At 45.9% G+C, this 25,688-nt stretch carries 18 protein-coding genes; 3 read left to right on the top strand and 15 right to left on the bottom strand.

Annotated elements, in window-relative coordinates; genetic code table 11:
* Positions 1-6 precede the first annotated feature (6 nt).
* From NQ510_RS05260 to NQ510_RS05235, 6 genes are all read right to left on the bottom strand, one after another.
* Complete coding sequence (locus NQ510_RS05260) at positions 7-2,961, bottom strand: SusC/RagA family TonB-linked outer membrane protein (RefSeq protein ID WP_005826119.1); 2,955 nt, start codon at positions 2,959-2,961, stop codon at positions 7-9.
* A 52-nt stretch (positions 2,962-3,013) separates the two neighbouring features.
* Positions 3,014-4,018: a GRP family sugar transporter gene (locus tag NQ510_RS05255; protein WP_005826120.1), complete on the bottom strand. Its 1,005-nt coding sequence runs from the start codon at positions 4,016-4,018 to the stop codon at positions 3,014-3,016.
* Between the two features lie 11 nt (positions 4,019-4,029).
* A complete protein-coding gene (gene rbsK / locus NQ510_RS05250) occupies positions 4,030-4,965 on the bottom strand; it encodes a ribokinase (protein ID WP_005826121.1) in 936 nt (311 codons plus the stop codon).
* Positions 4,966-5,004: 39 nt separating this feature from the next.
* On the bottom strand, positions 5,005-5,931 hold the full coding sequence (gene rbsK, locus NQ510_RS05245; protein WP_005826122.1) for a ribokinase: 927 nt from the start codon (positions 5,929-5,931) through the stop codon (positions 5,005-5,007).
* Positions 5,932-6,147: 216 nt separating this feature from the next.
* Entirely contained in the window at positions 6,148-7,698 is a 1,551-nt protein-coding gene (locus NQ510_RS05240) for a hypothetical protein (RefSeq protein WP_008662136.1), read from the bottom strand.
* 150 nt (positions 7,699-7,848) lie between these two features.
* A complete protein-coding gene (locus NQ510_RS05235; protein ID WP_005826124.1) occupies positions 7,849-8,616 on the bottom strand; it encodes a DNA alkylation repair protein in 768 nt (255 codons plus the stop codon).
* Between the two features lie 131 nt (positions 8,617-8,747).
* Between NQ510_RS05235 and NQ510_RS05230 the strand changes: the two genes are divergently transcribed.
* From NQ510_RS05230 to ybeY, 3 genes are all read left to right on the top strand, one after another.
* A complete protein-coding gene (locus NQ510_RS05230; RefSeq protein ID WP_005826125.1) occupies positions 8,748-9,752 on the top strand; it encodes a M28 family metallopeptidase in 1,005 nt (334 codons plus the stop codon).
* A 25-nt stretch (positions 9,753-9,777) separates the two neighbouring features.
* The gene (locus tag NQ510_RS05225) at positions 9,778-11,010 is read left to right on the top strand and encodes a nucleoside recognition domain-containing protein (protein ID WP_005826127.1); all 1,233 of its coding nucleotides are present in this window, start codon (positions 9,778-9,780) and stop codon (positions 11,008-11,010) included.
* Between the two features lie 67 nt (positions 11,011-11,077).
* Positions 11,078-11,491 carry an rRNA maturation RNase YbeY gene (gene ybeY, locus NQ510_RS05220; protein ID WP_005826129.1) on the top strand — a complete coding sequence of 138 codons (414 nt, stop codon included), beginning with the start codon at positions 11,078-11,080 and terminating at the stop codon, positions 11,489-11,491.
* Positions 11,492-11,562: 71 nt separating this feature from the next.
* Here ybeY and NQ510_RS05215 read toward each other — a convergent pair whose 3' ends face one another.
* The 9 genes from NQ510_RS05215 to NQ510_RS05175 all read right to left on the bottom strand — a co-directional run bounded on the left by NQ510_RS05215 (position 11,563) and on the right by NQ510_RS05175 (position 25,675).
* On the bottom strand, positions 11,563-12,099 hold the full coding sequence (locus NQ510_RS05215) for a hypothetical protein (RefSeq protein WP_005826131.1): 537 nt from the start codon (positions 12,097-12,099) through the stop codon (positions 11,563-11,565).
* A gap of 90 nt (positions 12,100-12,189) precedes the next feature.
* Positions 12,190-13,326 carry an aldose epimerase family protein gene (locus NQ510_RS05210; protein ID WP_005826133.1) on the bottom strand — a complete coding sequence of 379 codons (1,137 nt, stop codon included), beginning with the start codon at positions 13,324-13,326 and terminating at the stop codon, positions 12,190-12,192.
* 29 nt (positions 13,327-13,355) lie between these two features.
* Complete coding sequence (locus tag NQ510_RS05205) at positions 13,356-15,386, bottom strand: hypothetical protein (RefSeq protein ID WP_034525481.1); 2,031 nt, start codon at positions 15,384-15,386, stop codon at positions 13,356-13,358.
* 32 nt (positions 15,387-15,418) lie between these two features.
* Positions 15,419-18,145 (bottom strand): alpha-L-rhamnosidase, encoded by a 2,727-nt coding sequence (locus NQ510_RS05200; RefSeq protein WP_074668535.1) that lies wholly within the window; start codon positions 18,143-18,145, stop codon positions 15,419-15,421.
* Between the two features lie 5 nt (positions 18,146-18,150).
* A complete protein-coding gene (locus NQ510_RS05195) occupies positions 18,151-19,158 on the bottom strand; it encodes a family 43 glycosylhydrolase (protein ID WP_005826142.1) in 1,008 nt (335 codons plus the stop codon).
* Positions 19,159-19,185: 27 nt separating this feature from the next.
* On the bottom strand, positions 19,186-20,154 hold the full coding sequence (locus NQ510_RS05190; RefSeq protein ID WP_005826144.1) for a glycoside hydrolase family 43 protein: 969 nt from the start codon (positions 20,152-20,154) through the stop codon (positions 19,186-19,188).
* 3 nt (positions 20,155-20,157) lie between these two features.
* Complete coding sequence (locus NQ510_RS05185) at positions 20,158-21,126, bottom strand: glycoside hydrolase family 43 protein (RefSeq protein ID WP_005826146.1); 969 nt, start codon at positions 21,124-21,126, stop codon at positions 20,158-20,160.
* A 244-nt stretch (positions 21,127-21,370) separates the two neighbouring features.
* The gene (locus tag NQ510_RS05180; RefSeq protein ID WP_005826148.1) at positions 21,371-24,013 is read right to left on the bottom strand and encodes a family 43 glycosylhydrolase; all 2,643 of its coding nucleotides are present in this window, start codon (positions 24,011-24,013) and stop codon (positions 21,371-21,373) included.
* A gap of 84 nt (positions 24,014-24,097) precedes the next feature.
* Complete coding sequence (locus NQ510_RS05175; RefSeq protein ID WP_005826150.1) at positions 24,098-25,675, bottom strand: RagB/SusD family nutrient uptake outer membrane protein; 1,578 nt, start codon at positions 25,673-25,675, stop codon at positions 24,098-24,100.
* Positions 25,676-25,688 lie beyond the last annotated feature (13 nt).

The raw sequence follows: 25,688 nt of genomic DNA, 5'->3' as shown, positions 1-25,688 counted from the left end.
TTCATTTTAAAATTTAACAATAGCACCGACCGTATACGAACGGACTGTAGGATACAGCTCCTTACGCTCAACTCCAGGATCTAAACCCTTAATACTGACTTCAGGATCCAGTCCATCATAACCAGTGATAGTAAGCAGATTATGTCCCGTCACATATAACCGCACACTTCTCAAATATTTATTATTCAGATTAAGAGTATAACCCAATGTAACATTGTCTAACTTCACATAGTCTCCCTTCTCAACATAATAGCTATGGTACATATGAGAATCAAAAACATAAGACTGGCTCCCGAAAGGTTTTTTCAATACAGATTTCGGCAAATTACCTTCACTAATACGCTTCATCGTTTCCCAATGCATTCTATACTCATTCAATACTTCAAAGCCGAAAGCTCCTCTCAAAGATATTCCCAAATCAAACTTTTTATATAAAAGTGTTGTGTTCAAACCTGCATACATACTTGGCAAACCATTACCGATCACTTGTTTGTCTTCCTGTCCGGCTTCACTGGCCAATTTAGGATTACCATCAGCACCTTCCACCAACCATAATCCATCATCGGTAAGTCCTACTGCTTTCCAACCGTAAAAATTTCCTATCGGTTCACCCTCCTTTACAATATGCGTCGTCTGCTGAATACCTGAACTAGTCCACCCCGTATACCAATAATCTCTTTGATACTTGTCATTGGAAAGAGATAAAAGTTTGTTGACATTATAAGAGAAATTACCTCCCAGTCTCCAAGTAAAATCCTTTGTCCGGATAACCTCTCCATCCAATGCTACTTCAATTCCCCTATTTCTTATCTTGCCTACATTAGCCCACATCGTACTAATGAAGTTAGGTGGCACAGGAACTTGATATTCAGACAATAAATCTGAAGTTGTCCGCTGATAAAGATCAATTGTACCATTCAATCTTCTACTCAAAAGAGAAAAATCAATACCTAAGTTCCATTCCGATTTTGTTTCCCATTTCAAATCTGGATTAGGATTAGAGGCCGGTACTACTCCTTGTGTCCATTGCCCGTTCATCTGGCCTACACCAGAATAGTTCAATAAAACCAGCGACTGATAAGAATCTGACAATTCTGTTCCCGTCACACCAAATCCAACTCTCAACTTCAAGTCATCTACGAAACCGATATTTTTCATGAAGCTCTCTTCGCTAATTCTCCAACCGGCTGAAATAGCAGGAAACCAGCCCCATTTATGATTCACGCCAAATTTTGAAGACCCTTCACGTCTCAAACTTCCCATCAGCATGTACTTGTTATCATAGTTATAGGTAAGTCTACCAAAGAAAGAGATCAGCTTATTGCCATTTTTATAGCTACTGATTGTCGATTTACCATCTTTTGTAGACTGGGCTGTACCAATATTCCAAGGGCCAAATATATCAGTAGGGAAATCCATAGCATACATCTGGCTGCCTTGTCTTTCAAAATCTTGATAGCTATATCCCACCAATCCCGAGAACTCATGCTTTCCTATCGTCTTAAAATAATCTGCTGTCAGTTCCAGAGTCCGATCCATACTGCCGGCTGCCCATTTGGTTACTTCAGCGTTTTTATTTTCAATAGTGGTAGTAAAATAGTTGAAAGTATTCCATTTGTCCCTCATGGAGTCATATCGCTGCATGGCCGCCATCGCACTCAGATTCAACCCTTCAATGGGTGAAAAAGTAATTTTCCCACTCGCTAGAAGTTGATTCCATTTTTCCTGGTCTGTTTCCTCATTCAGAAGAGCTACCGGATTATAGGGCTTATAAGAAGTTCCATATTCTTTATAGGAGCCGTCTTCATTATAAACCGGACGCGTCGGATTCATCAAGCAAGCCTGCAAATAAGCATTATACCAAGTAACGTCCTGCTTTATGGTCGAATTGTTGACATTCAACTGTATTTTCAATTTGTCATCCATCATCGAATGATTCAATCCAATCTTGAATGTCAAAGCTTCCTTGCCTGTATTCAACAAGATACCATCCTGCTTTCTATAGGTTATCGAAGCAATATAGTTTGTCTTTTCAGTTCCTCCACGCAAAGACAAATTATGAGTATGATTTACGGGATTACGGGTAATTGCATCAATCCAATTGACATCAGCACCTTCATCACTGATATTATCCTTAAACAAAGGGTCCTGTGCTAGTCTTCTGTAATCAGATGCTGTCAGTACATCCGTCTGCTTTTGTATAGACTCGAATGCTACATATCCATGGTATTCCAAAGACGCTTTGCCTTGCTTTGCTTTTTTTGTAGTAATGATTATCACACCATTTGTTCCTCTAGTTCCATAAATAGCCGCAGCCGATCCATCCTTCAGTACATCAATGGTTTCCACATCCTCGGGAGCAATGGAATTCAGACTTCCTCCGGGAATGCCGTCAATAACAATCAAAGGGGCTGATGACGCAGAAATCGTGGATACACCACGAATATTGATTTCCACTCCTGCTGTCGGGTCTCCCGATGGGCTTGCCATTTGCAAACCAGCAACCTTGCCTTGCAACAACTGGGTAGCATCTTTTACAACTCCTTGAATAAAGTCTTCAGACTTCACATTCGTAATGGCACTTGTAATTTCCCCCTTCTTCATAGAGCCATACCCAATAACTACCACATCATTTAGAAGATTAGAACTTTCGGTCAACTGGACGTTAATGCTTGTTTTCTCGCCCACAATCATTTCTACGGTATTATAACCGATGTATGAGATGACCAACACATCTTTTGGAGAAGAAACCGTTATGGAGAACTTACCTTCAACATCAGAAATCACACCAGTAGTCTGGCCTTTAACAAGAATATTAGCACCAATAACAGGTACACCCTCAACATCTGTCACCAATCCGTTTAAGGTTCTTTTTCCTCCGGAAGCATACATACATACTGATATTCCCATCAAACACAGTAGAAAGAAATACCGCCACCATTTTACACTTTTCTGTTTCATATTATTTTAATAAAGTTAATAAAGCCAATTTATATTCAAATCATCGGAGAGATCAGTTACCTCCCGAAAATATAATAAGTGAAAGCCCTAAAATAAAGAAGACAAACATTATTGCCAGAAGTCTATTCGTTCCGCGCGGACTTCCTGCAAACTCTTTCCAAATAAACACTCCCCATAAAGCAGCAATCATAGGAGCTCCCTGCCCTAGTGCATATGAAATAGCAGTACCTGCCTTTTCAGCAGCAATATAGCTCAAAGCCGTTCCCAGCCCCCAGATGCATCCACCTAAGATACCAACCAAATGTGTTTCTATTTTTCCCGCAAAATATTCCTTATAAGTAACAGATACTCCCACAAAAGGGTGTTTCATCACCAAAGTATTGAATATAAAATTACTGAAAAAGATTCCGACAGCAAAGATGAAAAATGCTGTATAAGGAGTAGCCATCCCAGGTGTGGGAGAAATAAAATTATTCAAATCCATGGCAGAAGCAACAAAACGGTAAAAGAAGGACATCAATACACCGGCAATCGTTGCTAAAACAATCCCTTTCCTGCTCCCAATAGTACCACTATTCTGCTTCTTACCTGCAGCCATTCCATTACAGACAATGGCAACCACCACAAGAAGAACCCCCACAAATAACCATAGCGGATTACCTTTCGGAGCACTAAAGTAATTGATAAAAACTCCCAGGACCAATGCCAGCCCAACACCCAACGGAAAAGCTACCGCCATTCCCGCCATGGAAACTGAAGCGGATAAAAGAATATTAGAAGCATTGAAAATCACACCTCCTACAAATGCACTGACCATATTTTCCGTACTGACTTGACGAATGTCCTCAAGAAAACTTCTTCCTTGACTTCCGAAACTCCCTAAGCTGAATACCAAAAGAAGTGCAAACAGCAGAATGCCTATGGTATAATCCCAATAATAGAGCTCATAACGCCAACTCTTTCCCGCCAATTTCTGGGTATTTCCCCAAGAGCCCCAGCAAATCATTGTGACAAAGCAGAAAAGAACGGCTAACGTATAACTGCTGACAATAAACATAGTACAAAATATTAAAGATTAAACGATAAAGATATTTCCCTCTCAAGTCTGAAACGTCCGACTTCTTCAAGTGTAGGAATAGATGGCTGAGCACCCATCCGGGTAACTGCGATTGCAGCTGCAACATTAGCAAATTCCAATGCTTCCCTATCCAAACCTCTCTGCGAACAAGCCACGGCTAAGGCACCACAAAAGGTATCACCTGCAGCAGTTGTGTCAACAGCATTTACTTTATAACCAGAAATACGGACAGTTTCTTTTTTATTCTTCATATATACCCCACAGCTACCCAACGTAATAATAACATTACGTGCTCCTGATTCCATTAATGCAGTAGCTATCTCATCAAGATTATCTCCCGTATAACTCATATCGGAAATAAAGGAAGCTTCCACTTCATTCACTACCAACAAATCAACGGAATTCATCAATTCCCTATCAATTGGGCAAGCAGGAGCAGGATTAAGTAAAACTTTCTTCCCTCTCTCATTAGCCAATAAAGCCACTTTCTTCACCGTTTCATAAGGAATCTCAGCCTGCATCACAATCATATCCGCCTCATCAATGACTTTTTCGAAACGTATCACCGCATCTGGCAGTAAAGAATAATTAGCTCCAGGAGCTACTGCAATACAATTTTCGCCACTATCAGCCACAAAGATGAGGGCAGTACCCGTAGGATGGCATTCATCATCCACGATGTAATCCGTAATGATACCTTCTTTCTCGAACTGTTTTTTCAGAATATCCGCATACATATCATTTCCCAAAGAAGTGATAAACGTGACAGAAGCTCCGAGCCGTGCTGCCGCAACAGCTTGATTTGCCCCCTTTCCTCCCAGTAACTGCATGAAACAAGCGTCTCCGACTGTTTCGCCCGGTGCAGGAAGATGGCTGACTTGTGCAACCATATCTATGTTTGAACTTCCAATAACTACAATTTTCATTTTTATCAGATTTATAAATATAACTCAGGTTGGTTTATCTCATAAAGCTATCTCCCGTTTATAAGGAATGGCACTCTGTGCACCCATACGTGTCACTGCAAGAGCTGCCGCAGCATTGGCAAATTCCACCGATTCTGTCAGCGTATGGTTCTCGGACAAATAGACACTAAACGCTCCGCAAAACACATCTCCAGCACCAGTAGTATCAATTGTTTCTACTTCCTTTGCAGGAATCATAGTATATTCTTCCTTTTCCTTTACATAAGCGCCATCTTTTCCTAATGTAATGACGACATTCTCTATTCCTTTCTCACCTATAGCTTTCGCTGCACGCCAAGCACTTTCCTCATCTATCACCTTGATGCCCGACAGCATTTCAGCCTCAATCCGATTTGGAAGTATGGTATGCACACAACTCAAAAATGAATTACTCAGAACAGAAGCCGGGGCAGGATTCAAAATCACCTTCTTTCCATAACTTTTGGCAATAGTAGCAGCATATTCTACAGTTTCAATGGGTACTTCCAATTGCATCAGTATAATATCAGCCTCCTCCAATTTACTTTTTGCTTTATCTATATCTTCGGTCGATAAGGAACGACTCGCTCCTGGTGCAACAATGATGCTATTTTCTCCGTAAGAATCTACAGAAATTAGAGCAACTCCCGAAGGACTCTTTTGGTCCGTAAAGATGAACTCTGTATTTATTTTTTCAGAACGGTATATCTCCAAAGCTTGCAACCCGAACAAATCATAGCCAATCTTTGAAATTAATGTAACCTCAGCACCTAATCGGGCGGCTGCAATGGCTTGATTGGCTCCTTTTCCACCAGGATTCATATAAAAGGTTCCTCCCAATACAGTCTCTCCTGGAACTGGTAAACGTCCAGCCTTTACCACCATATCCGTATTACAACTTCCGATGACTACAATCTTTGGTTTATAAATAAAAGATTCTCTCTCCATAATATTAAAAATTAAGATTATGCAAATGAAATAAATAATAAGAGGGAAAACTTTACACTATTAATTCATTTATATAATTACAAACTATATATATCTTTCTATAAATAGATATAAAACAGATTTTATGGGTATTCTTATCCCATATTTATATAATTACAAGAGAGAAAAAGAGAACTATAAGTGAAGGTATTTTATGGCAGCACTCTGCCACTTATTCTATTTTTGAAGCAGTTCTTTCATATGCATATGCCGTTTCAGTACATCAGACAAGTTTTCCTTCAATATCTTGGCTTCTATCCACGCAGTAAGGTCACAAAGATGCAATAACTGATTCTCATATTTATCATCATACAAAGCCTGCACTTCAGGAAGAAGTTTCTCCCAAAAAGCTTCGCGATCTTTTCTCAAAACTGGAAGATGCTGCTGGTTCAGAAACCACAGAATGATATGCTCCGTTTTGAAAGTATGCTCTTTGGGAGAAGAAAGGCTACGATTGATAGAACGTGATTCATGATATACAAACTCATATTCATGCATTTCATAATAAACTATAAGGCGCACTAGCCGGATAGTCCTCATCAGAGGTTGATACTTTATATTATGATCAATAATGGCATTGCTTATGTATTTCTTTGCTGCTTTGTAATTCTGATTACCTATATGTACAAGTGCAGTATAGAGTAGCAATTCACTTTTACGCACCGGGCTCAACCACGCTTCCTTATCATAAAGTGACTTCTGATAATATGCCATCAGTTTTGTACAATCCAGAAAATCTCCATTATCTAAATAAGGAAACAGTTCATACTGAAAGAGAAGGCAAATGGCGTTCACCTGAAATTCAAATGAAGAAGCATCCGAGATAAGCTTTTTCAACTTGTCCAGGAAGTAAGGTATTTCGTCATATTGTCCACAGACCCTCAAACTGCCAAGTACCCCCTCAAGTACTGATAAATAGTAGATAGGAGGATTCGACCAGAACTGCCGGTTCTGCTCGAACAGCCGGCTAAGCTCTTTATAAGAATTCAAGGCAGCTTTATATTCTCCAGCTCCCATCAAATAGTTGGCTTGAAAAAGTCTGTGATTCCGCATTAACTCAAAATTTCCTTCTATTCCGGAAGAAGCAGCTATGGAAAGTTCATTAACCATAAGGTCATTCATATCTTGCTTCTGTTTTGAAGTTCGGATAGAACCGATATGGCTAAGGCGGTACTTCAACAAGTTATGCAAAGAAGACTGTTCTACAATTTTGCGGGTTTTCTTTAAAGCTTCATTTTGCATAAAGTGTTTATGATAGAGTTCAGATTCAGCCAAATTCGGGAAATTAAGTCTCAGCAAATATTCCAACTCCAGCTTTAAGGCAATGGTCAGCACTTCATTGTTTTCATAATATGTTGCTTGTTCTATCGTGTCTGAAAGTATCTCAAAACATTCTTCAAATAAAGAACGTTCGTAAAGCATACGGGCTTTACACAAATTGTTCAGTAGGTCATAATAGATATCTTTCTTCTTTCGCAAAGTGAGCAAACTATCCGTCAGTCTTTCATACAAATATTGAATAGAGACTTCAAACGAACCACCAGGCCTGCGCTTATGAAATTCCCCCTTTACATTTTTACTATCCAGTTGCTTACTTTTGGTAATGATATCATATATCACCAAATAGTCTTTTTCCTCCTTATCCTTCAACATTTGGACGGAGAAAGCTTTCTTTTCCGCTTTGGACATAGAATATATCAGTGATATGACTGAATCGACCCGTTTCATAGCAGTTTTATAGTTCTTGCTGCAAAAGAACTAATTTATTTCCTAAAAAGTATAGAAATGGAAAAGTATTTACTGTTCCCCCAAAGCAAGCCTACCTTTACATAAAAATGCAAACCCATAAAAATACAGTTTCACGATTTTCATTCCCCATCAGCGCTTCATAAACTCCTTGCGTTCCTCCTCCGGGAACTTCTCTATCGCATAACGCAACATCGTTCGCGGCATCGTCCTGCAATGCTTCTCCAAGAATTGCACCAGCAAGTCCTTGTCCCGCTTACCCATCTCCCGGAGCATCCATCCTACCGCCTTTTGCATCAAGTCATGCTTATGATGGAGCAGCCGTTCCGAAAGGGCTAATATATCGATGAAATCACCATTTTTGATAAGTGTATAGGTAGATACCACAGCAATGCGCTGGTCCCAAAGCAGCGGACTATCCGCCAGCCGGTAGAGGTCCTTGCGAGGTTTGTCTTTCAGATATTCGCCCACAATGCCGGGGGCAGACAAATCGACCAAATCCCAATTATTGATACGGCCCGTTTGCGAAAGGTAAAAGTCATAAATCTCCTTTTTCCCCTTTTCATCGCTCTTTTTGAATCGCTCCACCAACATCAGCAAGGCACAAAGGCGACACTCGTGCCATTCACTCTGAAGCAAGGTTGCCATTACCCCAAAAGGTTCGTGCTTGTACTGCTTTGCCACCTGCCGGGTGTTGGGTACCACCACTCCCAGAAACTTATCCCCCTCGCCATACTGCCCCTTTCCGGTCTTGAAGAAACGGGGAAGATACTCCCTTTTCACCGGGTCGATATACGCCTCCAATTCCTGCTGAATCTGTACCGAGATGCACGCCACTTCTTCTGCCGAAAGCACACGTTCGCACAAGACGGTTTCCACTGCTTCATTCTTCTTTTTCATCCTTCTCTCATTTGATTTACACGGATTTGAATTCATCCGCCAATGGACAAAAATACAACATTTATATAGAAACTATGGAAAGTTATCTTTAATTTTGCAACCGGTATGTCCAATCCTTAAAACCGTACGACATGTATAAAGCTGTTTTGGGAGCAATCTGCTGCCTTTCTTTCGCACTATCCTTACATGCACAATCTCCACAAGAAAAGGGGTTGCAAAGCATCAGCCGCACTTCGGCCAAGGCTATTGTCGGCTTTCTGGCCGATGATGAGCTGCAAGGACGCGAAGCAGGCATGCACGGTTCACGACTGGCTGCCCGCTATCTGGCATCCTGCCTGAAAGAAGCCGGCATTGCCCCGCTGGAAAAGGACAATTATTACCAGCCCTTCGAGGCTTACAACAAGGAACGCCAACAACGGGGACGGTGGCAAGTGCATCCCGACTCCATCGCCATCCTTAAACAAGGCGTCCACCGCATCCTGCAGATGAGTAATGTATTGGGAACCATCCCGGGAGAACGACCGGATGAATATGTCATCGTAGGTGCCCACTTCGACCATCTGGGTGTGGACGAGACGCTGGCAAACGACCGGATATACAACGGTGCGGACGACAATGCCTCCGGTGTCTCTGCCGTCCTGCAGATAGCCCGTGCATTTCTTGCCACCGGACAGAAGCCTCTGCGCACGGTCATCTTTGCCTTTTGGGATGGGGAAGAAAAGGGATTGCTCGGCTCAAAATACTTTGTACAAAGCTGTCCTTTCATCAGCCAGGTGAAAGGTTATCTCAATTTCGACATGATAGGCCGTAACAATAAGCCCGAGCAGCCTCAACACGTTGTCTACTTCTACACCGCCGCCCACCCCGTATTCGGCGACTGGCTGAAGCAGGACATTGCACGCTACAGCTTGCGCCTGCAACCGGACTACCGCGCCTGGGACCGCCCCACGGGAGGAAGTGACAATGCTTCTTTTGCCCTGTGCAACATCCCCATCATCTGGTACCACACAGACGGACATCCCGATTACCACCAGCCTTCGGACCACACCGACCGGCTGAACTGGGAAAAAATGATAGAAATAACCAAAGCAGCTTTCCTCAACGCCTGGAATCTTGCCAACGAAAACAAATATTAATCCACTAGAAACAAAGTAACGATACATGGTTTTAAATTACATCTGGGTAGCTTTCTTCGTCATCGCATTCATCGTAGCCCTCTGCAAACTCATCTTTATGAGTGATGTGGAGATATTCACAGAACTCGTCAACTCCACCTTCTCCTCTTCCAAAACAGCTTTTGAAATATCCCTGGGACTGACAGGAATACTCGCCCTCTGGCTCGGCGTGATGAAAATAGGCGAAAACAGCGGCATGATCAATGCCCTCTCCCGTTGGCTGAGTCCGGTATTCTGCCGTCTCTTTCCCGAAATACCGAAAGGACATCCTGCCATGGGTTCCATATTCATGAATCTCTCTGCCAACATGCTGGGGCTGGACAATGCCGCTACCCCAATGGGGCTGAAAGCCATGAAGGAACTTCAGGAACTAAACCCGAAAAAGGATACTGCCACCAATCCGATGGTAATGTTCCTTGTCCTCAACACCTCGGGACTGATACTTATCCCCGTCAGCATCATGATGTATCGCTCGCAGATGGGTGCCGCCCAACCCACGGACATCTTTATCCCCACACTGATAACGACTGCCATCTCGACCATTGTCGGTGTCATTGCCGTCAGCATTGCACAACGCATCAACCTGCTGAACAAGCCCATACTTATCCTGATTGGCTGCATCAGTCTTTTCTTTGCCGCACTCATTTATCTGTTCACACAGATTAGCCGTGATGAAATGGGTGTATATTCCACTTTAATTGCCAACATACTGCTGTTCTCCATCATCCTGCTGTTCATCCTCTGGGGGCTATGGAAGAAAATCAATGTATACGATGCCTTTATAGAAGGAGCCAAAGAAGGCTTTACCACTGCCATACGCATTATCCCTTATCTGGTTGCTTTTCTCGTTGGAATCGCCGTTTTCCGCACTTCCGGCGCCATGGATATACTGGTGAACGGTATCGGTTATGTAGTAGGACTATTCGGTGTAGATACCAGCTTTGTAGGTGCCCTACCCACTGCCCTGATGAAGTCACTGAGCGGCAGCGGTGCCAACGGACTGATGATTGACACCATGAAACAGTATGGCGCCGATTCATTTGTAGGACGCATGAGTTGCGTGGCACGTGGCGCTTCGGACACTACGTTCTATATCCTTGCGGTATATTTCGGCAGCGTAGGCATCACCAAAACAAGGAATGCCGTGACGTGCGGACTGATTGCCGATTTCTCCGGCATCATCGCCGCCATCATCATCAGTTACCTGTTCTTCTTTTAAAAGAACCGCCTTAATCGCAAGAACGTAATCCCAATCGTACATCGTAAATCATTAAATCGTAAATAAAATGATTAGTTATCAGACAGACGGCGTGGAAATGCCATCCATCAAGAAGCGTGAAACCACGGAATGGATAAAATCCGTAGCCGCCACTTACGGAAAAAGAGTCGGTGAAATAGCCTACATCTTCTGCTCGGACGAGAAGATACTCGAAGTGAACCGCCAATATCTGCAACACGATTATTACACAGATATCATCACTTTCGACTACTGTGAAGGCAACCGCCTTAGCGGTGACCTCTTCATCAGCCTCGATACCGTACGCACCAATGCGGAACAGTTCGCCGATAACAACTACGAACGTGAACTGTACCGGGTCATCATCCACGGCATCCTCCACCTTTGCGGCATCAATGACAAAGGGCCGGGAGAACGGGAGATTATGGAGGAGGCGGAGAATAAGGCGCTGGCGATGCGGTAATTCCAAAGAATAAAAACTCTGTCTTGATAAAGTGCTGATTTTACCAAGACAGAGTATTTAAGAAAAACAAGTTACTTTGTCAACACAACGACAACTAACGGGTGATATTTGTCTGCTCCTGATTCGATGCGGGCATCCACACCATCTATAGTTACTCTAATAAGTTCAACACTGCCATAACCATCATTGTACTTCCAATGGGAAATAATGGAATGTTCCTCTCCGTCACCAAAGATATAGGGACAAACAAACGTACGCCTCAATACTTCAGGCTTCTTGTCATATTTATATCCATCCCATAGTGCATCAAAGATTGCCAAAGTAAAAAGTCCGTCCCTGCTTTCCACATAGATACAGTCCGGTCCGGTAAAGTCATCTTTAGAATCGGGTTCTACCAATTTATAGGAGTAATCTTTCTCTCTCAAAGCAGGCTTACCATTTCTTCCAAGACCGGTTTGCATTCCCTCAATCAAATCATTACCATTTTCATCGACAAATGCTAAATTGTATCCATAATGAATAGGAGGATAAGAGTCTTCCTCACTTTTGCAACCCATGAAAATCAAAGGGAATAAAGCAGCCAATAAAAAAACACTAAAGTGTTTCATTGTATATTATGTTTTAGATTCACAAAAAAGGCCATACAATAAGAGGGTATCAAAACGGTTGATAGCACACAGATGACACATCCCCTATATTTATTTCTTCACCGAAAAGCGATAGATGCAATGACTGTCATACTTTTCTCCCGGCTTCAGCAACGCCGAAGGCCATTCCGGCTTGTTGGGCGTATCGGGATATTTCTGCGTCTCCAAACAGACGGACGCACGATGACCGTACACGATACCTTTCTTTCCGGTCAGTGTGCCATCCAGGAAGTTACCGGCATAAATCTGAATGCCCGGTTCGTTGGTATAGACATCAAGCACAATACCCGTTGAGGGAGATTCGAGGGTGGCACACGGGCGGGTGACATCGCCCTTCGTATTGAGTACCCAGTTGTGGTCATAGCCCTTGCCGTTCTTCAACTGCTCAAAGTCATTGTCGATACGGGCGCCAACAGCAGTAGGAGTGCGGAAATCCATATCCGTACCTTCTACGGAAACAATCTCACCGGTAGTCATGAAGGTACTGTCCACGGGGGTATAAGCATCTGCATCAATAGTGAGCAGATAATCCGAATTGGACTTGGAGGGGTCACCGTCCAGGTTAAAGTAAGAATGGTTCGTCATATTGACAACAGTGGTACGGTCCGTTTCGGCACTGTAACGAATGTCGATGGCATCGTCATCTGTCAGCGAGAAAGTGACCTTGCAGGTCAGGTTACCCGGGAAGCCCTCCTCTCCGTCTTTCGACAGATAAGTCAACTCCAGAACCTGACTGCTCAACTGGCGGGCATCGAACACTTGATATTGGTATCCCTTGGGACCTCCATGCAGGCAATGACCGTAATTGTTGCGCGGCAGCTGATACTCTACCCCATCCACTGTAATCTTACCCTGGTTGATACGGTTGGCATAACGTCCGATGGTAGCGCCGAAATCCGAAGGGAACTTGATGTAGTCCTGAATGGAATCGAAGCCCAGCACCACATCACGCATAACGCCATCCTTGTCTGGCACCATCACTGATACAATACGTCCGCCGAAATTCGTAATACAAACTTCCATACCATTCTTATTCTTCAAAACAAACAAGTCTGTCTGCTTGCCATCCACTTCCGTACGGAAGTTGGCAGGTTCCAGTCCAGAAGCAGTCTTTTCACTCGCCTGCTTGCCCGTGCAAGCCGATGCCAATAGCATCACGCTTGCCAACAAAGTCATCATCTTATTCATAAATACAATATTGGTTACTGTTTAGACTATCATTTTTTCAACAAGAACTGCTCCGCACGTCCCGGAGTGAACAGCTCCCACAAAGAAGCGACCGTCCAGCCCGGAGCGAAGATATTGTTGTAATATCCCTTTCCGTTACGTCCGTAATCCCAATTGGTATGCTGCACCACTTCCGGGTAATAGCCTACTTTGGCAATGCCGCACATGTGTCCTTCATATGGCAGTAACTGGCGCATGGAAGTGGAAATCACCTCGGCAAAGTCAGAGAAGCGCGGCTCGTTGTACTCCTTGGAGAGCCAATGCAGCACATCGGCAAATTCGAAGATAAATACATCGATATGGTTATTCTCTACCGACACATTTCCCCAACCACGGGTTTTCAAGCCGATATCTCCCAGCATCTGACCTTCGGCAAAAGGAACATCCCAAGTATAATACCACGACAAAGCAAAATAAGCGGCTTTCTTCGCCAGACCGGCATAGTGCGCACGCTCTTCTCCTTTGGTAACCAAAGCCAGATAATAAGCAGCCGTAGCAGCATACAAGGAGGCTTCCTTGTCCTCGCAGTTGGCATCCAGCGTAGAAGAGAAATAATCGGCTTTGGATATCAGTTCCTTCTCCAGATAGTCTACCGTACGCTTGGCGCTTGCCAGATAACGTTTGTCCTTGAAATACTTGGACGCCATCACCAAAGGCAATGTTGCCGAAGGCGTGCTACCGCCGCTGGCATCCACGACAGAGAAATCATCCTTGAACTTGCGCGGGAAGCTGCCGTCCTCGTTCTGCAACTTGAGGAAGCTGTCCAGCATGCCCTTGATGCGTTTCTCCCATTCGGGGTGTTTACGCTTCTGCTGTTTCTCGTAGTTCAGATAGTTCAAGATGGCATACACTCCCTCGGACTGACGGCGGATGCTATGTCTGGTTTCCTTGAAGCCGCGGTTGTAGTGTACCACTTCGTTGAAGAAACCGGCAGGCGAAAAACCATTTTGGAGATAAGTGTCAAAGATATGGTTGGCATTATCCACCAGGTCTTGGCGATTCTGCTGTTTGCCATACTCCAAAGCATTGAAAGCGTTCAGCAACGTACGTCCCACAAAGCCCACTTCGGCAACATCGGTATTGGCACAAGTAGCAGTCTCCAACTCTACACCGGAGTAATAATGAGTGGGGGTATTGCTGACATAGCTTTCCACAAAGAAGTTGCTCATCACCTCCTTCATGCGGTCTACCGTGTAAGGTGTGTCAACCGGTTTCGGGCGGTTAGTGTCATAACAATACTCCCAGGTGCGCTGTACGCATTCCGAGAAATCGGCAGCATTCCTTTCGGACACCTCCCAAGTCATGGAGATGCTGTCGCCCTTACGCAGCAGCTGGAAAGCCTCAACGGCAGGAGCCAGCGTCAATTTGCGGATATATGTCTTCGGTGCTTCCTTATAGGGGAAACCGTATGCCAAGACAGTCATACCATCCACATTGCAGAAACCGGTATATCCGATGGAAGTCTCGCCGGACAAGATTACCTCTCCCTCCTTATGAGTGGTCAAAGCTTCCTTGTCGAACTTGTCAATACGGATAACCGACATGGACGTACCGCTTGCTGGATTGAAAGCTGCCGTCAGCGGAGTGCTCAAACGGTCCTCACGCACCAGCCAACTGTCCGATGTGTGGAAAGAAGGAGCTTCCTTCGGCGAACGCAGGTTGCGGCGATACCAGAAGCCCGGCATGTAGAACTGGCAGTCCGAATGCTTGTAACCGGTCTTTATCTGTTCCCCGTAGTTGAAATACACATTTTCCAGCGCCTTGAGTGTGACGGTAATGCGCTGTTTGCCATCCTTGTCCACCACCTGGCGGATGATGTCCAACGGCAACGTTTCCGAAGCCCGGCAGCTGTACATACCATCCTGCATCTTCTGCAAGGCCAGCGGATATTGCTTGGCATCATTCCCCGGCACTTTCAAGGAAATAGAAGCAGAGATGTCTTCCGGAGCAGCATTTGCCGCTCCTGCACCCGTAATGCCCGTAAAGAGCATTATTCCCAAAAACAATCTTTTTAGTCTCATAGTTACATCTGTTTTATTGTTGTTAGAAAATATCATTCAGACATGAATACATACTTGCCGGAGCCCAATTCGACTACCAGCTTACCGTCAGCCTCCTCCACGGAATGAATCCCCGCCTGACCGGCATCTACCTGTACATGGAAGTCAAGCGGCAGCTTGATCGTAGCGGTTGTATTGGCGGGAATCTCAACGTTCCACTCCAGCTTATTGCCGTCACGTTTCCAGGAACTCCCTATCCTGCCATAAGGCGATACATGCGAAGCATTCACATAATTCAGTTTTTCCGGGAATACCGGTTCCATCAGAATCTGCTTGAACCCGACGGAAGCGGGAGCATTTTTTATACCGGCAAGATCCTCATAGAACCATATCAGCAGGTCTCCCAAAAGCATCACATGGTTTCTTGAATTCATCGCCGGATTTGCCGTGTCACCATTCCATAATTCCCAAATGGTGGTTGCACCCTTCTTAATCATGTAACCCCATGAGGGATAAGTGTCATTGGTCACTATCTTATAGGCAAGTTCCAGTCCGCCGTACTCGGTAAGTCCGCGCATCAGATGCTGGATGCCAAGCACACCGGCACTGACATGTCCCTTACAGTCTTTTTCCGTCTTCTCCACGACATTGGCAAATACTTTATCTTCATATCCGTCGGGAACCAGACCCAGTCTGAGGGAAAGCAGGTTTGCCGTCACCGTATTGTTGTCATACTGTGCAGTCTCAGTATTGAAGAATTTCTTGTTATAAGCGTCCTTGACCTTAATGGCAAGTGCTGCATACTCTTCAGCATCTGCCGGAAGTCCGTTCATTTGCGCGAACTTCTCCATCAGTTGCAGAATACTGTAAAACACCGTTGTACTCAACACTTCACCGTTCGTCTTACGGGCAGGGTCCTCCGAATGAATCAGCTCCGGCGACTCGGGAGGCATGCACCAATCCCCGTATTCATCCTTCACCAGAATATAGTCCTTCATTTTGGTCTCCGTCATGTGGTTTACCCAGCGCTTCATGGACGGATAGCGCTCTTTGATGGAGCTATCATCGCCAAACTGGCGGTAAAGCATGTCGGCTACGTAAAAATAGGCAGCCGGCCAAGTCACGTCATCATGGAAGATGGTCCAGTAACGGGGAGATACCACAGAGATACTTCCATTTTCATTCATGGACTCTTCTATATCCACCAGCCACTTCTTATACATCAAGGCATTGCCGAAAATGAAACTTTCACCATAGGCACCGGTAGTGCGGTCGCCCAGCCATCCAAGACGTTCATCACGCTGGGGGCAGTCGGTAGGCATACCGCGATAGTTTCCACGGATTCCCCAATAGGCATTCTTGTGAATTCTGTTAATCAACTCCTCGGAAGTCTCGAACGTACCGTTCGTTGCCATTTCATCATACACCACCTTACCGATGAAATCATCCGCTGCCGGTTCATAGTCCAAACCGGATATTTCCATAAAACGGAAACCATGGTAAACAAACAACGGTTCCCAAACAAACTCACCGTCAGCGGCAGGAGTATAAATATCCGTGACAAGGGCACTGCGCAGGTTGTCAAGATACAGTTCCGTACCATTGTCCTTCAGCACTTCGGCAAAACGCATGGTAATGGGCTTGTCCTTCTTGCCACGCAGTTTCACCTGCTGTATTCCTACCATATTCTGCCCCATATCCACGATATATCTTCCATCACCTACCGATTTAACGGATATTGGCTTTATTTCCTCCATCACCTTCAGACTCGGAGAGAGCTGTGCCACAAGTTTTCCTTTGGGAGCCTCCATCCGTTCGGCCGGTTTCCATCCGGAATCATCATAGCCGCTTTCCGCCCATTTGCCCAATTCCAAGCGGGCATCATACCACTCACCGTCAAACTCGTTGTTTGCGGTTATAGGACCGCAGTTCGTCACTTTCCAGGAGTCATCGCTGGCTACCGACACCGTCTCACCATTGTCGTACTCTATATTCAACTGCGCCATGAGACGGGGTAAACCAAAACCTACCATCCCATTGGCACGCATGGAAAGATACCGGCCGTTGCCCAGAGCCACGCCTATCGTATTGGTACCGGACTTCAACAAGGGGGTGACATCATAGGTCAGATAAGATACAGAAGCATCGTACCAGGTAGGCAAAGGACCGAATACATCGTTTCCAATCCTCTCGCCATTCATATAGCATACGGAAGAGCCTACTCCCGAAACATAAAGGACTGCACGCTTCGGCTGTGACGGCAAATCAAACTCCTTCCGCAGATAACGTGCCGGAAGGATGGTCCGCTCACCGTCCAGTTTCAAGTTTGTACTGTCGTTCAGTCCAATCCAGCCGGCTTTCCAGTCCGAACTGTCCAGCAAAGCCATTGACCAATATTGGATACTACTTTGCGCCTTGTCACCGGTATTTGTCCATACAGTGACACGCCACCAATATTTCTGTCCCGACTCCAAAGACGCCCCTGCGTACTTCACTAGCACCGATTGGCCAGACTCCACACGACCGCTGTTCCATACCAGCCCGGAGCCGGCCTGCAAGCCCTTTTCCGAGTCCGCCACTTCAATCTGATAAGCAGTCTGCATCACATCCTGCTTGTCGGTTACCAGTTGCCATGAGAAACGGGGAGCCGATACAGCTACTCCTTCGGGATTCTTCCGCATTTCAACAGTGGTTTCCTCCACTTTCAAGGAACTGCCACCCGATACTTGACAGCCCATCATCAATAGGGCCAACAAGGAGATTAAAATAGATTTCTTCATACTTGTCAGAATTTCGGTTTCTCCGCTTCCGTGGATGCAACGGAGCCTTCTACCGTCGGCCATCCGTCTTCCCAGCTAATCTTATCCAACATCAATACACGGCCTTCAGGCTTCTTTGTGCTCACCGCATGATAAAAGAACCAGTCATTGCCGGCATTGTCCGTCACAATCTCCGAATTATGACCGGTACCCACAAAGGAATTGCTTTTCTGAATCAGCACTTCGTGCTTGTTATCCATCATGCTACCGCCATTCTTGTCGACATAGGGGCCGAAAAGATTATCTGAACGGCCTACAACAGTAGTGTAAGTACTCTTCAATCCCTCACAACAACTTCCTATGGAAGCGAAGAAGTAGTAATGCCCGTCCTTCTTGTGAATATAGGTACCTTCGTAAGCGGTTCCTGCCACTTGCTGCGGTGTGGCGCCGTCCTTCAGAGAGAGTCCGTCATCAGACAGTTCAATCGCATAGATTCCTCGAAAACTGCCCCAGAAAAGATATTTCTTCCCTCCATCCTCTATATAGAAAGGGTCGATGGAGTTCTGTACATTGATTTCATTGCTGCGGAACATCTTTCCGTGGTCCGTAAAAGGTCCCTCAGGCTTATCGGCAGTAGCACAACCGATGCCGCAAGTTAACTCGCCTCCCCAAACAGACATAGAATAATAGAGCACGTATTTATCACCTATCTTGTTGATGTCCGGCGCCCACAAACCGCCGTTCGGCTCAAAATCAGGCCGCGTACGGTCCGTAAAGGCAGTACCTACATACTCCCAATCCACCAGGTTCTTGGAACGGTGAATCGGCAGATTGCGTATGTCCTCGGTGGCATACAAATAGTAGTATCCATCATCTCCCTCAATGACAGAAGGGTCTGGCAAACTATAATCTATCACCGGATTGCGATAGACATTCTTCGGCTGTTGTTCTTCCGGTTTATCCTCTTTTGTAGCCGATGACGAGGAACAGGCTATCAGACTGCATAACACTGATAATACAAGAAACTTCTTCATACAATGTATTCTTTTCATTCTTTCATTTTACTTTTCGAGTGATGTACTGCCCAATACCTGCGGACGGATAAGAGAGCCACCGATAGAAACCGTTCCCTGGTCGGAAATGGCAAAATCCTTGATATACGAAGTGCGCGGCTGTACTTTCGTGGAATCCCAATGTGCATGGAAAATGTATTTCCAGCTACCGTCCTTACAGCAGAAGGGTGCTCCATGACCGGTACCCATCAAGCCGTCGGCATGTTGCAGAATCGGATTTCCCTCGTATTTCTTCCACGGTCCCATCGGGCTGTTCGAAGTCGCGTAACCCACTCCGTAGTTCTTGCTTTCAAAGTGATTGGCCGAATAAACCAGGTAATAAACGTCCTCTCTCTTCAAGATGGAAGGCCCCTCGGCTACTTTGGCGGGCTTGTCCTGCGAGAGTTCCCAAGGCTCCCCTACTTTGATGCACTCCGTCAGTGTCTCCTGCTTGATGCCGGTCAGGTCATCGTTCATCTCTGCCACCCAGATGACGTTGCCATCCGTGAAACGCACGAAATAGAGGTAAGGCGTGCCGTCATCGTCGATGAAGAGAGAGGTATCGATACTCTTCTCATCCCATATCGGCTGCTTCACCTCCTGACGAAACGGACCTTGGGGAGCATCTGCCGTTGCCACGCAGATATGCTCTTCGGTGGAATAGAACAGATAGAACTTCTTCTTCGACCCGATGTAGTAGACTTCCGGTGCCCAGAATCCCCACGTGCCGTAGGAGTCGGTAGCCGACAATGCCTGGCCTTCACGCGTCCAGCTTTTCAGGTCATCGGAAGAGAAGCAGGCAAAGCCCTCCCCCTCCACCGTACCTCCGGTGCCGTAAGCATAATACTTGCCGTCGTAAAGCATTACGTAAGGGTCGGCAATCGGCAGATAGTCTGATTCTACAACCGTCTTCTCCTTGCAGCCTGCAAAGCAAAGACAAAGCAACAGCAGCAATATATAATTCTTCTTCATATCCATCTCTTATTTTACTATTTTGGGTGTCATATAGTCCTTGCTGATTCTCATGCGGTCCACACCGTCCACTTTCTCGAAAGAAACGTCACTGATGTACATGGCGCGCGGATGGATGCTACTCTTGTCCTTATGGGCATGGAAAACGATACGAAGCTTGCCCGCCTTGTCGGTGAAGGTGGCACTGTGCCCCACCCCAACCAGTTCTCCGGGTTTCTGCAGCAAGGGATTCTCCTCGTATTTGGTCCAGGTACCCATCAAATCGGTAGCTGTGGCGCAACCTATGCCGTAGAAAGGACTCTCATAGCTGTTGGCGGAATAGGTCATATAGTAGAGTCCATTGTGCTTGATGACAAACGGACCTTCATTCACGCGGGGCCACACTTCCTCCCATGCCTGAGAGACGTGGATGCAAGGGTGCATGGTCTCCTTCTTGATAGTCATGAGGTCTTTCTCCAATTCGGCCACCCAGATGTTGAGCCCGTCGTTGAAACGGTCGAAGAAGAGATAAGGCGTGCCGTCATCATCAATGAACAGAGAGTTGTCAATGCATTTCTCATCGGCAATCATCGGTTCCTTCTTACTTTGGGTAAATGGTCCTGCAGGTGAGTCTGCTGTTGCCACACAGATATGCTCGTCTGCCGAGTAATACATATAGAACTTCCCGTTCACTTCGTAGACCTCCGGTGCCCAGAACCAGCGATCGGCCCAGACATCCTTCTTCTGGAGCGCCATGCCCTTATACTTCCAAGTCTTCAAATCATCGGAGGTATAGACTTCGATGCCGTCATCCGCATGGGTGCCATAGGCATAGTAAGTGCCATCGTGCAACATGATGAACGGGTCGCCCAAAAGCACCGGCGTTTCAACTCCTTCGACAACAATATCGTCCACATCCTTATAGTCTGAAGAGCAGGACTGGCAGGAAGCCAGCGTGGCCAACAGAAACAGATACATACATATAAAATTCTTTTTCATGATTCTTTCTTAAACAATTGTTATGATGATAAATATTTACTTTCAAGAAGATGTTCCGTTACACCCGTATATTGAACCCTATTCAGTCGTATACTGAATCCTATTCAATCGTATACTGAAATACATTCAGTCGTATACTGAATCACCCCAGTCCATCACACTGATTCACAAGGAAATACAAACACCAGCTTCTATATACATTTTTCATTACATATATACGGAACGGCACATCCCACGATTGCGTCTAATCGCGCCTCTGCCCTACATGATAATACAACGTACCACTATAAACCGGAGAGCCGCCCTCCGAACAGAATCCGATGCGGGATGCAGGGTAGCGTATATCCAAAGCTCCCAGCTCCCTGCCGTCGACAAACAGATACAGCTTGTCTGCACGACGCACGGCACGGAAATTATAGGATTCCTTCCACAATTCATGTACACCTATCTTATAGATATGGCGTTCCAAATCCTCCGCCTCCTTGTTGATGAAGCGGATGCCTTCTGCCTTTACCGGAGTAAAGGTACAATAATTATATGCAGGATGTTCTGCTATCCCCCTATCTTTGTTTTCTATCGGATGCCATTCGCCGCCATTCAGGTATTCTATGTCGAACTTGCCGAACATGTCATCCACAAATTCGGATTTATTGCCTGCTTCGTGACGATTCAGGTAAAGTGTATCCAACCATGCAGGTGCGGCAAAACGATAACCTTTCTCAATGAAGTCGGTATACTTCACATCCGGATAGAGCGTTTGCAGGCATCCCAACGGGAATTCCTTCTTCCAGGCAGTTTTCCCTTTCTTCACGGCTGTCACCTCAAGCATACGGGTGATGCCATCGAACTGAGCCTTCACATAGTTATCCTTATCCACATAAACCGGATAGCTTCCTGCCTTGTCTTGTCCGGACAAGCCGGACAACTGGAAGCTGAATTCATAATCGTTCAAGAAATCGCCCTTCAACAACTCCTCATTCCCCGAAAGCTGGAAATGCACATCATCGAAGCCGATGGTATAGGTAGCCCCTTCGAACAAGGCAGACTTTGTCTCGTCAAATACTCCGGGAACACCCGCTTCTTCTACCGGAAGAGCCTCTGCAAAGACATGTCTCCCCGGTGCGGGAATCTCATCCAGCCAAATCTTCAGACAGCCACCGTTACGCTCAATGCGCAGATGATGGTACACACCCCAACGGAAATCTTCAGGCAGGGCATAGGATTCCTTATTTTCCTTACCGCCGACAAGTGTACGCAGGTACCAGCTCCGGTTCTCGGCATCCAGACCGACATAGGCACAGTTATCCGCATCCTTCCACCAGGCAACGATGCCGGCTCCACCCTCGGTCTTGACTCCCGTCTCGAACAAGTAAGCCACGGACGGCTGTACTTGTTGCAACACACCGAACGAAGCTGTCTCGCCTTTACCCGCAAAGGTAGGCATCGAAGGTTCGGGATGATAACCTGCCGTGCGAGGGCCGGTGATACCATCCACAAACAACGTCTTGTCGAAGAACTGGACACGGTTGATATATTGCCCCCGATGCTCATCGTTCTTGTTTGCCATATAAATCAGCCACCATTCAAATCCGTTGGGGCCTCTCAAAATATTGGGCTGACCGGGAGTCATCAGAATATCATCGGCAATACCGTCTTTCATATCGAACAGAGAAACGTCGAAGAATTGCGAACGTCCCTTGTTTGTTTCTACGGCAAGCAGATTCGTGCCTTCCTTCAAAGCAGCACGCAGCTTCTTGTCCAGGTTCACGATACAATAATCACGCCCCTGCTTCTCGTAGACAAGTGTTCCGTTCAGATAAATCCGGGTATCTCCGTCGTGAGCGACACGCAATGCCAGGTTGCCGGTTTCGCTACCGGCAGAGAAAGTCTTTCGCAACCATAAGGAGGGCGTATTCCACAAGGTGCCCAGATGCCGGGTGGTGGAACCTTTCACTTCACGGGACGAAAAGCCGGTCTCCCCCCTCGCCCAGCCGGAGTCATCGTAGGTCACTTTTGTCCAATCGCTTCCCGGTTTGCTCTCCGTATAAGCAAACAACGGCTCATACGTGCGGCCATACCGCAATAAATCCACTTGCTTCTCCTCCAGTTGTGTCTGATTGCAGCCTACAACCGGATAGCTATATTTATTACCATTTTGAAAACCTAAAGGAGAGTCTGCCTCAGCAACTCCCAACTGATAATTGCCCCACTCTGTAGAGGTGTGGTTGGCATTGTACATCATATAGTAGCGGTCTCTATACTTCATGACCCACGGTCCCTCCGCCACTCTGTTATCCATCGTTTCCCATGTGTCCGGCAATGAGGCGAACTGGCACACCGGTTCGCCGGCAAATTCTGCCGGGTTCTTCATTTTACGTCCCCAGATGGTATTCCCATCGGTAAAGCGTACCATATACATGTATAGTTGCCCGTCATCATCTCTGAAAACTTTGGGGTCGATACGGTTATCCATCCATGTCTTCTTGTTCGGCTCTGTGTAAGCGCCCAGGGCATCTTTGCTCTGCGCATGTACAATGTGAACGGCATGCTTGTCCTTCCCCCAATAATTGACCGACCAGTACAAATGAAAATCTCCGTTCAGATAGAACATGTCATTGGCATGAATCTGGTCATTTCCGGCTCCGCTGCCTCTGGTCCAGTCATTGTCCATGGATACGACATGGATAGGTTTCCCCCAATGAACCAGGTCATCGGACACATAGAAATCCCCGTTTGTACGGACCCCGCCAATATAGTATTTGCCGTTGTATTTCATTACGCCGGCATCCGCCACTCCCGGAAGTACCGGATTCTGGATGTTCTGCGCAAACAAAGCGCCGCAACAGGCAAAAGCGAATGGTAATAGTAGTTTTTTACAGACAAGCATATGGTATAAGATTTAAGAAAGAAAAGGCTATGCCGGAAGCATCCTGAATGGGAACAGGCTTCCGGGCATAGCCTTCTTCGGTTATTAATAGTTAGGATTCTGAGTAAGATGTGCAACACCACCTACTGTGCTGTTTTCCACCTCATCTCTTGGAATAGGCAGACGTCTGTGCTTGCCGACAATAAAGTTGTCAAAGTCCTTGTCACGAGCTTTCAGTTCATCAATTCCAGCCTGGGAATCAAGTAATCCCCAACGCTTCAAGTCAGCCCAACGCCAACCTTCGAAACAGAGTTCCAATGTACGTTCCATCTGCAGACGCTTGATAAAGGCATCTTTAGAGCTCAAGCAGTCTTTCCACTGACTGTCTTCCAACTTGGCCAGACCGGCACGTTCTCTTACCTTGTCCACATAAACAGCAGCATCGGCAGGATTGGTTCCCGTTTCAACAAGACACTCTGCATAGTTCATCAGTATATCTGCGTAACGCATGATACGATAGTTGTTACGGGCAAAATAATCTTCTGCACTACGATAGTACGAAGTATTGTATTTACGGATATAGCAGTCTTCCGGGTCAGTTCCCCAACCGTCATTCCAATCGGCATTTTCAAATCTATAGTAACTTTTCGGCTGGTCGGGGAAGTCTTGTGAGAATCCACGGTACAAAATGCTACCGTACAAACGCAAGTCGTTCTTTCCGTCCACACGCTTCTCTTTCAAGAACTCGTCTACCAGCCAGCGGCGTGCCTTACCGTCTCCCCAACCTATACCACTCGGAGCATAGAACTGAGTACGCTGGAAACCGAATGCCATACTGGCGTCATTACCCGTGCCACCCTTGTTCTGGTCATCGAACTGAATTTCAAAGATGCCTTCCTTGTTGTTCTCGTCCAAGTCGGTGAAGTTATCCTCACGGTTGGCAATAAGACCGTACAAAGAGCCCTCTTTATCAATCAGCCATTGCAACTGTTCCTTTGCCTTGTCATACTTATGTTGTTGCATATAAGCCTTGCCCAACAATGCCTTGGCAGCACCTTTGGTAGCACGTCCCAGATTGGCAGCATCCCAAGATTCCGGCAAATACTGCATGGCAAAAGTCAAATCTTTCTCTACCTGGTCCCATATTTCCTGCTCGGAAGCATCTTCCGGTATATAGGAAGCATCTTTAGGCTCCAACGGCATAGTTCCTTTATCCCACAACAGATTTACCTGAAAATACCACAATGCACGCAAGAAAGAAGCTTGTGCCAGTACCTGGTTTTTCGTCGTCTCGTCCATTTCAATAGAAGGAACATGAGCCAACACCTGATTACAACGGAAAATACCTACATAGAAATGCTCCCAATGTATGTTGTTGCCTTCATAAAAATTATAGTTGTTGTAAAGGAAACGTGTCCAGTCGCCCAATTCAATCCAAGGAGAAGAACTCCATCCTTCGTCCGAAGTCAAATCATAGCGGAAAGAGAGCCAACGCATCCAAGTACCTTCCTTATAAAGAAAACTGTAGCAGGCATTCACACCGGCTGTCGCATCTTCCGGCTTATTCCAATAAGTATCATTGGTCACTTCATTGGGATTATCAATATCCAATAAACTCGAACTGCATCCGGTGCACAACGTCAAGGCACCTGCAAGCATTAATCCATAATATATCTTTTTCATAATTTATAAGCTG

The sequence above is a fragment of the Bacteroides uniformis genome (assembly GCF_025147485.1).
Taxonomy (GTDB): domain Bacteria; phylum Bacteroidota; class Bacteroidia; order Bacteroidales; family Bacteroidaceae; genus Bacteroides; species Bacteroides uniformis.
The sequence above is the reverse complement of the archived record's forward strand: the minus strand, read 5'-3'. Positions and strand labels throughout refer to the sequence as shown.